Here is an 11993-nt window from a genome sequence, read left to right on the forward strand (position 1 = left end):
GCTCCCCGAGACGGACTTGAACCGCCAACCTAGTGATTAACAGTCACCCGCTCTGCCTATTGAGCTATCGGGGAACGGAGCAACTCGCCGTTGCAGGAATGTGTTTAGGCGTTTTGCCCCCAGCCGTCAAGCATTTTTTTTCGTCTTTTTCTTTTTTTTTCGGAAAAGGCTTTTTTAAGGGCGGAAGGGCATGTTTTTTGCCGCCTCACGGGCCGGGAGAGGGCAAAAAGGCCGCGCCGTGCCGGAAAAAAGGAAAAACTTCATGTGTTGCTTGAAGAAATATTCCCCCGGAAAGGGCCGGAAGCCCTTCCCCGGCCGGAAAAGGGGGATTCTGCGCAAAAGGCGTCCGCCTGCGACAAGGAGCCGTCCCGCAGGGGCGCACGGAGCCGCCCCGTGATGCAGAAACGCATCCTGCACAGGGGCGGAAGACGCCTTTTATGGCTGTGAACACATGGTATCCCTGGGAAAGCCCCTGCGGGAGGGGAAGGCAGCACAGGCGTATCCTGCGCGCGGGGCGTTTGCCCGCATGGCCCCGGCTGGAACAGGGCGCATCCGGCGTGCAGGGCTGTTGTGCGCCGATGTTCGCGTTGCGGAGATGTGCGGCGGAGCATTCTGCGCGCGGGGAAGGTGCCGCCTTACCAGGAAAAGGCTCAATGTCGGAAAGGGAGCATCCTGCACGGAGGAATATTGTGCGCCGGTGAGCCGGAAGGCAGCTCCAGGGTATCCGGCACGCGGGAGCCTGCCCCGTCAGGAGAGGCCGTGCTGTTCATGGAGCGCATCCTGCGCAGGGGAGGGCTGCTGGAGTATCCTGAAGTTCCCATGGGCGTCCTCTGTGCGCGGGAGGCTGCACTCCGCTTGCGCCGCTGGGCCTGCAAAAATGCCTGCGGCAGAAGGGCAGCGCAGGGGAAGGCGCGTTCCGGCCCGTTCTGCCCGGAAAAGTTCTGCTTGATAAACTTTCTTTACTTATGCAAACTTGTGCCGCCGCACCCCAAAACAGGCGGAGTGCCATGTCTTACAGAGTAAAGGAATTCGGCAGGGGCAGAATATGTGTGGAACATGATGCGCTGAGGAGCAGGGAAAAGGCGGCGGCCGTGCGCGCCTTTCTCGGCGCGGTGGACGGGGTGAACCGTGTGGAGGTGGACGAAGGCGTCCTTCTTCTGGAATACGACGCCGCGCGCCTCGGGCACGGAGATCTTTTCCAGATTGCGCGCAGGCTGGAGGCGCTGACCGGGGAAAGCGGAGCCTGAGGCCGCATCCGCCGTTTTTTGCATGATTCCCGGCAGAAAAGCGGCGGGACAGGCCCGGCCATGCCGTGGAGAGGGGATGCTTTTCCGAGTCTCCCCTTGCGGGATGTTTCTCCGCTTCACAAAGCGCAGGCCTTCTGTGTGCGCGGGGCGGTGGCTCCCTCTGAGGAGGGCGCAGGTAGTGCGCCTGAGGCCGCATCCGCCGGGCTTCGATCCTGCGTTTCCTCCTGCGCCCGGATATTCCGCCGCCCTCTGGCGTCCTATGAGCTTTGCGGTAGTGCCCCCCTTGCGCCCGGGTATCCCCCAAATCCGTGCAGATGCCGGGCGCGGAGGGGGGGAGGCGCCCCTCCCCGGCCCTTCCTTCCTGAGTCCGGCTATCCCCCGCCTTCCCTTCCTGCGCCCATACTCTTCTTTCTGCGTTTTCCTCCTCTGCCGCCCCTGCGTCCCCCTTTGCGGCGCAGGGCGGAGGGAGAAAGGGGAAGGGCGGCCCCCGGGCCGGGCGGTGGGGGAGCGCGCCGGGGCCGAAGTTTCTTTTTTCCGGCGGGCAGGCATGAGAGATGTGCCCGGCCTCCTTGCCGGGAAGGCGGCGTAAGGTTAGGCTGAAGGTGCCGCATGTTCTGCGGCGCGCAGTTGCTCAACCTGTAAGGAGGCACCCCATGGCCATTGTTTTTTCCTACCGCTGGAACAGGAATCCTTCGCGGCTGTTGCGCGCCTTCGGCCTTTCCGTGCATTCCGCACGGGAGGAGGCGGCCTTTCTGCGCGCGCTGGACGATGCGCCCGACGATGTTCCGGGCCATCTCTGCCTTGTCATGGGCGGTTTTACCGACGGATTTCTCGGCAGGGCCTACGCGCTTCTGGGCGATGTGCACGGGCGTCTCGGCAGGGGCTTCGACATCTACTACCGCGAGCACGACGAACACGCGGGCACGCGGCGCGTGCTGCGCCGTTACGGGGAACTCGGCCGCCGTGTGGTGCTCATCGGCCACAGCTGGGGCGCAAGTTCCCTTGCGCGGGATGTGCTCCCCGCGCTGCCGCATGTGCGCACGGATGCGCTGATCACGCTGGACCCGGTGGGCCTGCGCGGGCCGGTGCCCCTGCCTTCGGTGCGGCGCTGGCTCAACGTGTATATTCCCTACGAGCGCGCGGCCTGGAGCCGGGAAAACAACGTGGCGCGTCTCGGCAGGCCGTGGGAATATGTGCGTGAGGCGGATATGAACCGTATTCCCTCACAGCTCCGTCATGCGGACGCTCTCGGCATGTTCCGCGAATACGGGGCGACCTTCCTCACCCTTGCCCTTATGCAGCGTTCCTGACCGGCGGCCGGAAGGCCCAGCGGAGGGCGAACAGGGCAAGGAGCAGGGCGGCGGCGAGATAGGCCGCGTTCATGCCCCACAGGGAAAGCACCGTATAGCCGCCGAGGGGGCCGAGGGCCGCGCCGAGGTCGATGGCCAGGGTGTAGGCGGTGATGACCACCACGGCCTGCGAACGGGAGGCCACGTCCGTGGCGAGGGCGTCGGAAAGGGTGGTCATGGCGGTGCAGCACAATTCTATGCCCACAATGATGAGCAGCCACGGCAGCAGCGGCAGTTGCAGCGTGGTGAGGGCGAAGAGCACGGCGGCGCAGAAGCAGCCCGCCGCAAACATGCCCGTGCGGCCGATGGGCCCGTCGGAAATGCGGCCCACCAGCGGGGAAAGAAGCGGATCCCAGCTCCAGCGCATGGACTGCATGATGCCCGCCAGGGTGGCGCAGCCGAGAAAGATGCCTACGTTCACCCCTGCCCCGAAGTGATATTCCAGAAGCGCGCTCAGGGTGGACATGAAAAAGCCTTCGATGATGAGCGTGACGAACAGGCAGGTGAAGAGCACCCAGAAAAGTTCGGCGGAAAGCAGCGCGGCAAGGCCTTTCTTCTTCTCACCGCCGGGGGTGTCCGGGGCGTTCCGGTAAGAGGGCGGGGTGCGCCTGAGCAGGAACACGGCCATGGGCAGGGCTATGGCGGCCACCACCGCGCCCGCGAAAAGGGTGGGGCGCAGGCCCGCAATGTCGGCCATGAGGCCGCCGCCCAGCATGCCCGCCAGATTGCCCAGGCGGTAGGTGCCCGTGTACAGGCCGATGAGATAGCCCCTGTCGTGTTCGCCCGCCGCATCCATGACGGTGAACAGCCCGCCCAGCTTGAGCAGCGACCAGGCAAGGCCCCACAGCACGCGCAGCGCCGCCCAGGCGGCGAAGGATGCGGCCTGCGTGTAGCCCAGGGGAATGAGCAGGGAGAGCAGCGCGGCGAATATGGTGCAGGTCTTTACGCTGAGTCTGGAATACACCCAGCCGATGACGGGGTTGAGCGGAAGGCGTGCAAGGCGGTTCAGGGAAAGCACCAGCCCCACTTCCCACAGGGAGGAGAGGCCCGCATCCATCCAGCGCACGGGCAGAACGACATAGAGCATGGCGTCGGAAGCGACGCATGCGGCGGTGAGCAGGGCGAAGATGATGACCTGGCGGCGGGGCTGAGCAATACGTTCCATGGCGGTTCAGGCAAGGTACAGCCCCGCTCCCGACTCCCGTATGAGGTTCTGCCAGCGGGAGGGCAGGGGGGCATTGGAGAACACGGCCTCAAGCTGGCGCAGATGGCCCACTCTGGCCATGGCCGGGCGGCCGAACTTGGAATTGTCGCAGGCGAGAAACACGCGGCGGGACTGGGCGAGAATGGTGCGCGCTACGGAAACTTCCCGGTAGTCGTAATCAAGGAGATTCCCCTCCTCGTCGATGCCGGAAATGCCGATGACGCCGAAATCCATGCGGAATTCGCGTATGAACTGTTCCGTTTCCGCGCCGGTGACGCCGAGATCGTGGGAACGCACCGTGCCGCAGGCAATGATGACCTCAAAGCCCGGGTTGGCCGCGCAGATGCGCGCCACGTTGAGGTTGTTGGTGAGCACGCGCAGATTCTTGTGCCCGGCAAGGGCGCAGGCCACGGCCTCGGTGGTGGTGCCTATGTTGAGACAGAGGGAGGCCCCGTCGGGAATGTGGGCCGCCACCAGCTCGGCAATGCGTCTCTTTTCTTCGGTAAAGAGCAGCTTTCTCTGATGATAGATGATGTTTTCCGTGCCGAGGGGCATGCCCACGCCGCCGTGGAAACGCTGTACGCTGCCTTCTTCCGCAAGCTGGTTGATGTCGCGCCGCATGGTCTGCGGAGTGACGGAAAAATGCTGGGCCAGCTCCTCAATGGTGGCATAGCCGCGCTTGTTGAGGTATTCCAGAAGGCTTTTCTTTCGGCTGTCTGCTTTGTTCATGGCGCATCCCCGGAGGAAACTGCCCGGAGTATAGGGCGAGAGTTCCGGTTCGGCAAGAAAAAAAGGTTCTTGCCGCAGTTAAGGGAAGAAAGCTGTGAAAAAAAACACTATTGACATACTCGCGTAATAAAACTACACTCTGCTCCCTATCATCGTAACATTGGCGTAACAATATCCTATATATCTCACTACCTGCCGCTCTCCGGCCGCACCGGAGGCGTTTTTCGCATACGAGGCAAGAAGCATGTCCCCGGAACTTTATTTCGACAGGCAGGACAGAGAAATCCTGACCATGGTCAACAGGATACTGGAATGCCCCGACAAGGCCCAGAGCCGCGTGTTCGACGCGAACCTTCATCCGCACGGCATCAAGGGGCTGGTGATTTCCCGTGTGTCCAGAGTGGCCTATGCGGTCATCAACCTGCTCACCAATCTGGAAGTGGGGCAGGCCGACGACAGACTCATGGCCCTTCAGGCCCTGTACGACGAGGTGCTGAGCAGCGCGCATTCCATGCTGCGCCGCAACACCGCGCGCGTGCTTCTGCAGATCATGAAGGATCTGGTGCGCGCGCAGGATTCTCCGCTCACGCAGCTCAAGCTCGCGCATGATTTCCGCAAGGCCGCGCAGGGCACGCCCCGCGTGGTGCGCAAGATGCTTGCGCGCTATCATCTGCCGGAAATGCCGGAGGAATGGAATCAGCTTTCCTTCGACGATCATGTGTACGACGCCCACTCCCGCGGCCGCAAGACGCCCACGCATCTCATCATGGATGCGTGGATCAAGGGCCTGCGCTACCTCACGGTGGTGTATTCCAATTATATCGACTATGCCGCGGCCAAGGAAATTCTGGATGCGGCGGCCATCATGGGCATTCATGTGCGCGTGGGGCTGGAATTCCGCTGTCCCTTCCGGGGCCGCTACATCAGCATGGTGTGGGTGCCGCGCGGCTTCAGCGCCGCGGCGGACTTTCTGGAATTTCTGGAAACGGAAAAGATGCAGAGCCTCATCCGGGAAGGGCGCGATGCCGTTGAATGGCGCAAGCAGAAGTCGCTTGAGGCGCTGGAAACCTGGAACACCCTCCGTCGTCCCGAGCTGGAAAAGGCCTGGAACGTGGAGATTCCCGCCGTCATGCCCGCGCGCTTCATGGCCTGCGTGGGCCTCGGTCAGCCTTCCTTCGAGCACCTTGCCGAATGCATCCACAGCCATGTGCTTCCCTTCATGCGCCTGCGTGCGGAGCATCTGCGCGCGCAGATAGCCTCCGGCAGCGACGACGGGGGCGCGGCGGAGAAGGAACTGCTTGAACTCGACAATCTCACCGCCAGCGTCATTGCCTCGCAGTGGCTGGAAGGGAGCGATCTGCCCGAGATAGGCGGCGCGAAGGAGGGCGTGCCCTCCATGTTCACGCGCACCCCGGCGGAGATGGTGGAACTGCTCACCGGCATGCACACCGGCTACCGCCTCATCCTGAACCTTGCCGGGCTCAACGTGCAGGACGTGCTGGAACTTCTGTACGACTGCGACTGCTGCATCACGCACCTTGAACTTTTCAACCTCAAGGACTGGCACGAAGGCCTTCTGAACGACCTTCCCGCCATCAACGAGCTTCAGCGCGTGCTCAACGAGGGCCGCGGCCCCCGCATCAAGCAGATCGTGCACGAGATTCTCGACAGTCTGGAAGCCGGCGGGGAAAAGGAGCGCGCCGGGAAGTTCCGCAGCATTCAGAGCAATATTCCCACGCTCTGGGAATATTACCGCAAGAATCCGCTGAAGAGCCGCATAGGCTCCAACTCCGCGAGAAACAACGGCAACCGCACCTTCGGCATGGGCTTCGTGTACACCGAAACCCTGCCCAAGCGCGCCAAGAAGACGCTTCGTGAAAACAGCGCCTACATGGGCGAAATCCCCGTATATACCCGCATCGAGGAGCGCATAAGCTACGAGGACGACAGGGAGAACATTTCCTCCTTCACCCGCGCCATGCGCCGCGTGCCGGGATTCCGACATTTCCGTCAGGCCAGAAACAGGGCCTGGCTGCCGGACGACAACAGCCAGGTGATGCGTCCGGGCAACGTGGTGAGCCTCGGCGGCATCAACACGCCCCGCGCCAACGGCCTCACCGAGGAAAAGGCGCCCCCGAAGGAGGACAAGCCCGGTTCCGCCTACCTCAGCACCACGGTGACCAACTGGATCAAGGTCATGGCGGGCTTCATTCCCTCCGTGGCGTCCTTCCTCTATACGCAGGACTGGTGGTTCCTTGCCTGGTTCGGCACCTTCATCTGGTTCGGCATCACGGGCATACGCAACATCATTCAGATGGTGGTGGCCGGCAACGGCACCACGCGCAACACGCTTCTGCGCTGGAAGGACCATGTGAGCATCAGCCGCATCTGCGATTCGCTCATGTACACCGGCATATCCGTGGCCCTTCTGGAAGTGGTGGTGCGCGTGTGGCTGCTGGAGGATCTGTGCGGGCTGAGCGTGCGCGAATATCCGGGCATCGTGTTCACGGTGCTCAACTTCGTGAACGCCATCTACATCTGCGCCCACAACATCTACCGCGGTTTCCCGCGCGAGGCCGCCATAGGCAACCTTTTCCGCAGCGCCCTCGCCATTCCCGTGTCCTCCTGGTACAACCAGGCCTTCGTGGCCATACTGCTTCTGTGCGGCGTGGCCGATCCGCTCTTCTATTCCGTGCCGAGTGCGGCCATCATTTCCAAGCTCGCTTCCGACACCGTGGCCGCCGTCATCGAAGGCTACGCCGACAGCCAGAACAACCGCCGCATGCGCCGCTGGGACTACGAGGGCAAGGTGGCCCGCGTGTTTTCCTGCTACACGCGCCTTGAGCTGCTCTTCCCCGAAGAAGAGATACTCATCAAGCTGGCCCGTTCCGAAGGCCGCATGGGCGGTCTGGAAGGCGAGGCGCGGAAGCTGGAACTGGCGCTCATCATCAACGCCCTCGACCTCATGTACTTCTGGTTCTACCAGCCCCGCGCGCAGGATGCCTTCCGCCGCATGGTGAGGAACATGAGCCAGGCCGACCGCACCGTGTTCGCCCGTTCGCAGCTCGTGCTGCTCAGGGAACGCGACATCAGCCAGCTCTTCGTGGACGGACTGGTGGGCAGAAACTTCTCCCAGCCTCTGGCCTTCTATCTCGACAGACGTCGCGACTACCTCTATGCCATGATGAAACTCTGCCATCCCGGCAGAAAGGATGTTCAGCCTCTGCCCGTCATCCGCTTTGAAGGTTCCGCCGCAAACGCTTCCGCTTCCTCCGCGGGCGTTTCCGTGCAGAACGGCGCGACTGCTGAATAAAAAATCCTGAGCGGAGCTTTTTCTGCAAGTCTCCCTCCCGGCGGCGCGCCGAAGGCGCAACGGGAGGGGGGCTTGTTTGCAACCTTCGGCCTTTATGCGTTCTCTTTCGAAAATTTCATAGAGATAAAAGCCAGAAAAGAAAGAAACCTCTCTTGCATAAAGGGCGGAATTGGCGTATAAGAAAAATATATTCACAGACAAAAGTTAGGATGCCTGTGAATGCCGTTTTCTGTTGGTTCGCAGAGGGCGGCGTTAACAAGAGATATGCCTCAAGCGGCATATGGAACAAGTTCTGAGGAGGACTTATGAAACGCTTTGTTGCTCTTTCCCTGATCATGGGACTGATGCTCGGCGCCACCGCCATGGTGGGTACGGCTCAGGCCGCCAAGACCATCAAGATCGCCGGCATGAAGGCCGAAGGTGAACCCGAAACCATCGGTATGCACAAGTTCGGCGAATATCTGGAAAAGCTCTCCAACGGCAAGTACAAGGTCAAGGTCTATCCCAACAGCTCCCTCGGCAAGGAAGACAAGTACATCGCCGATACCCGCCGCGGCACCATTGAAATGTGCGCCACCGGCACCCAGGTTGCCGCCTTCCATCCCGCCATGGCCATGATGGAAACCCCCATGCTGTACGACAGCTATGAACATGCCTACAAGGCCATCAACGGCGGCGTGTTCGACCTCCTCACCGAAGGCTTCACCGAAAAGTCCGGCCTCCGCACCCTCAACATGTTCCCCCTGGGCTTCCGCCATTTCTACACCAAGAACCCGGTGAAGAGCATCGACGACATCAAGGGCCTCAAGCTCCGCGTGCCGAACATCACCCTGTACACCACCTTCGCCAAGGAATGCGGCATCAACGGTCAGGCCATGCCTTTTGCTGAAGTCATGAGTTCCGTCGACCAGGGCGTCATCGACGGCGGCGACAGCCCCCTCACCGACATCACCTCCACCAAGGTTTACGAAAAGTGCCCGCAGATCACTCTGACCGGTCACATCCTCGTCATCCACAGCCTCTTCATCAACGAAAAGCTGTATCAGTCCCTGCCCGATCAGGACAAGGCCTGGTTCAACGAAGCTGCCCGCCTCGCTGCTGAAGACATCTGGAAGCTCGTGCAGGATATGGACAAGGCTTCCATCAAGGAAATCGAAGACCATGGCGGCACCGTGTCCGAACCTACCCAGGCCATGAAGGACCACATGACCGAGGCTGCCAAGCGCACCTGGACCATGTTCACCGATTCCTCCAACGACAAGACCTACGTGCCCAACGCGCAGGCCATTTTCGACAAGGCTGCCAGCTTCAAGTAGCCCCGGCTGAAGATGGAGGGCCTGCCACAGGCAGGCTCTCTTTTTTTCCCGCATCTCTGGCTGTTTCTTCTGAGGTTTTTATATGAGTGAAACTCCCTCTGCCGCCAGGAATAAGGCCAATCAGGTCGGCGCCGTCGCCTTCCAGATTTTCTGTGCCTGCATCTTTCTGGGCATGATCGGCCTGGTGTTCCTGAACGCCGTTCTGCGTTACTGCTTCAACTCCGGTTATCCGCCGAGCGAAGAGTGGGCCCGCTTCCTGTTCATCTACATCACGTTCTTCGGTGCCATCGAGGCCTTCTACCGTAAAAAGCACATCGCCGTGGAAATGGTGGTGGACATGCTCCAGGGCAACTGCCGCAAGGCGATGAACGTCATCGCCATTCTGCTTTCCATTTCGGCGCTGCTTGTCCTGCTGCAGGGCGGTATCTCCTATGTGCAGATGACGCTCGACACCTACGCCATCGCCACCTACGTCAATATGGCCATCATCAACGCGACGCTCCCCATCATGGCCGCCGCCGCCATCGTGCTCCAGCTGCGCGACCTGATCGCCATCCTTCGTACCCCCGCTTCCGAATTCAAGAAGACCTCGGGGATAGACCTGTCTGAGCTTCAGCACTAAGGAGAGAGTATGGAACTGTTTCTTTTTCTCGGATCTCTCTTCGTCTTCCTGTGCTTCGGCATTCCCATCGCCATGGTGCTCGTGCTCTGCGCCATGGTGCTCATGTTCCACGCCGACATGTGGGACCCCATGACCATTGCCTCCTGTATGCTCGACGGGGCGAACAACTACCCCCTCATGGCCATTCCCTTCTTCGTGTTCGCCGGTGAAATCATGGCTGCGGGCGGCCTTTCCAAGCGCGTCGTCCAGTTCGCGCAGCTGCTTATCGGCGGCGTGCGCGGCGGCCTCGGCTACGCCGCCATCGTGGCTTCCGTCATCTTCGCCGGCCTCATGGGCAGCTCCGTGGGTGAAGCCGCCGCTCTCGGCGGCCTGCTGCTGCCCATGATGAAGCAGGTGGGCTACAAGCCCGGCCGTGCGGGCGCCATCATCTCCTCCGGCGCCATCCTCGGACCCATCATCCCCCCGAGCACCAACTTCATCATCCTCGGTTCCTGCGTGAGCGGCCTGTCCATCACCAAGCTGTTCATGATAGGCCTCTTCCCCGGTATCTTCATCGGCCTCGCCCTCATGATCATGTGGTTCTTCATCGTCCGTATCGACGGCTACCATGAAACCATCAAGTTCACCCGCGAGGAAAAGAGAAAGATCCTCATCGACGCCACCCCCGCCTTCATGATGCCCGTGCTCCTGCTCGGCGGTATCCGCTTCGGTGTGTTCACGCCTACCGAAGGCGGTGCCTTCGCCGCCGTGTACGCCATTCTGGTGTGCCTGCTCTGGTACCGTGAAATCGGCCTCAAGGACCTCCTGCGCGTGAGCGCTTCCTCCGCCCGTACCACCGCCGCCGTTATGATGATCGTGGCCACCGCTACCGCCATCGGCTACTTCATCACTCTGGCCGACATCCCGCAGCAGATCATCTCCCTGTTCGCTCCGTTCAAGGATTCCCCCATCATCCTGCTGCTGCTCATCAACGTCTTCCTGTTCCTGATCGGCATGGTCATGGACCTTACCCCCAACGTCCTTATCTTCGCGCCCGTGTTCTACCCGCTGATTCTGGACGCCGGTATCGATCCCTACCACTTCGGCCTCATCTTCATCCTGAACCTCGGCATCGGCGTCATCACGCCTCCCGTCGGTACGGTTCTCTATGTCGTGTGCGGCATCGGCAACCTCAAGCTGCCCGCCCTCGTCAAGAACCTGCTCCCCTTCCTGTTTGTGGAAGTTGTGATGCTCCTCCTGCTCACGGTCTTCCCCAAGCTGTCCATCATCCCCATGAACTGGCTTATCTGACGGCCTGACTCAGGGTAATCCGAAAAAGCTCCTTCCCCACCCCCGGGGAGGGAGCTTTTTTTGCGCTCTTCCATCCCCACGGCAGGCACGGCAGAGGCAGAAAAGGCAGGAAAGGCAGGAAAGGCAGGAAAGGCAGGAAAGGCAGGAAAGGCACGCGGGGCGCCGCCCCGCACCCCGGCAAAAGGCAGTTTCCGGGGGGAATGATTCCCCCCGGGCCCCCTCAACAGGCAGGGCGGAAGGGGAGGGGAACGCCATGTCCCTCCTCCGGCTCGCTGCTGCTCTTGAGCCGCTCCGGGCACGGCAGGAACATGCGCAAGGTGCGGAACATCGGGGGAAGTCCGCCCGATGACTCCGGGCGCGGGAGGGAAATGCCCTTTGCCGCCCGTGGGGCCGGAAGGGCAGGCAGAGCGCGGAACGTTCCGGAAGACGGCGTGCGGCTGCAACCTCAGTGTGAGCGTGTCCTGCCGGACCCGCTCACGCAGGCCGCCTGTTTTCCGGCCGTTGCCGGAAAACAGGAATAAAGGAAGGGATGAAAAGATGGGGGAGGGCGTTCCCTGTCGTTTTCTGTCTTATGCGGTCCCGTCTTCGGCATGTCTGCACGGCTGAGAAGCGCCGAAACGCTGCTTCAGCAGCCGGGAAAGGGCCTCTGTCTGTGACATCAGCCCCGCGCAACGCCCTGAAGGTTCGTTTTTTTTTCGGTGGAAGACCGTGTCGCAACGCGGGGGGGCTTCTGTCTGCGCGGGAATAACTGTATCCCAAGGCCCGGCAGTCTTTTGGGGCAGGAAAAACCGTATGTCCACGCCGGGCAGGCCTCTGCCCGGCAGGAACGCCGTGCATCAACGCTCCAGGTTCAGGACTCATTAAATATAAAAGATGACAATGGCAGCGAGACAAATGGCCGAAAAGAACGTGTGTGCACAACG

At 61.4% G+C, this 11993-nt stretch carries 8 protein-coding genes and 1 tRNA gene; 6 read left to right on the forward strand and 3 right to left on the reverse strand.

The features are described 5' to 3' along the window. Nucleotide 1: 1 nt before the first annotated feature. Nucleotides 2-74 (reverse strand) — tRNA-Asn (locus Q0K07_RS11695). A 933-nt stretch (nucleotides 75-1007) separates the two neighbouring features. Here Q0K07_RS11695 and Q0K07_RS11700 point away from each other — a divergent pair. Then, nucleotides 1008-1247: a hypothetical protein gene (locus tag Q0K07_RS11700; RefSeq protein WP_294559425.1), complete on the forward strand. Its 240-nt coding sequence runs from the start codon at nucleotides 1008-1010 to the stop codon at nucleotides 1245-1247. Nucleotides 1248-1900: 653 nt separating this feature from the next. Beyond that, entirely contained in the window at nucleotides 1901-2557 is a 657-nt protein-coding gene (locus Q0K07_RS11705) for an alpha/beta fold hydrolase (protein WP_294559427.1), read from the forward strand. Here the strand turns inward: Q0K07_RS11705 and Q0K07_RS11710 are convergent. Both Q0K07_RS11710 and Q0K07_RS11715 read right to left on the reverse strand, forming a co-directional pair. Beyond that, nucleotides 2541-3761 (reverse strand): MFS transporter, encoded by a 1221-nt coding sequence (locus Q0K07_RS11710; RefSeq protein ID WP_294559428.1) that lies wholly within the window; start codon nucleotides 3759-3761, stop codon nucleotides 2541-2543. The two genes, Q0K07_RS11705 and Q0K07_RS11710, sit on opposite strands and share 17 nt — an antisense overlap. A gap of 6 nt (nucleotides 3762-3767) precedes the next feature. After that, nucleotides 3768-4529: a DeoR/GlpR family DNA-binding transcription regulator gene (locus Q0K07_RS11715; RefSeq protein WP_294559430.1), complete on the reverse strand. Its 762-nt coding sequence runs from the start codon at nucleotides 4527-4529 to the stop codon at nucleotides 3768-3770. Between the two features lie 244 nt (nucleotides 4530-4773). Here Q0K07_RS11715 and Q0K07_RS11720 point away from each other — a divergent pair, with 244 nt between their 5' ends. The 4 genes from Q0K07_RS11720 to Q0K07_RS11735 all read left to right on the forward strand — a co-directional run bounded on the left by Q0K07_RS11720 (nucleotide 4774) and on the right by Q0K07_RS11735 (nucleotide 11070). Next, nucleotides 4774-7842, forward strand: coding sequence for a hypothetical protein (locus tag Q0K07_RS11720; protein ID WP_294559432.1), 3069 nt, complete (start codon nucleotides 4774-4776; stop codon nucleotides 7840-7842). A gap of 305 nt (nucleotides 7843-8147) precedes the next feature. Then, nucleotides 8148-9158: a TRAP transporter substrate-binding protein gene (locus Q0K07_RS11725; RefSeq protein WP_077072812.1), complete on the forward strand. Its 1011-nt coding sequence runs from the start codon at nucleotides 8148-8150 to the stop codon at nucleotides 9156-9158. 82 nt (nucleotides 9159-9240) lie between these two features. After that, nucleotides 9241-9780, forward strand: a complete 540-nt coding sequence (locus tag Q0K07_RS11730) for a TRAP transporter small permease (RefSeq protein WP_077072811.1) — start codon at nucleotides 9241-9243, stop codon at nucleotides 9778-9780. Between the two features lie 9 nt (nucleotides 9781-9789). Continuing rightward, complete coding sequence (locus Q0K07_RS11735; protein WP_294559436.1) at nucleotides 9790-11070, forward strand: TRAP transporter large permease; 1281 nt, start codon at nucleotides 9790-9792, stop codon at nucleotides 11068-11070. The last annotated feature ends 923 nt before the right edge of the window (nucleotides 11071-11993 follow it).

Source organism: uncultured Mailhella sp. (assembly GCF_944324615.1).
Classification (GTDB): domain Bacteria; phylum Desulfobacterota; class Desulfovibrionia; order Desulfovibrionales; family Desulfovibrionaceae; genus Mailhella.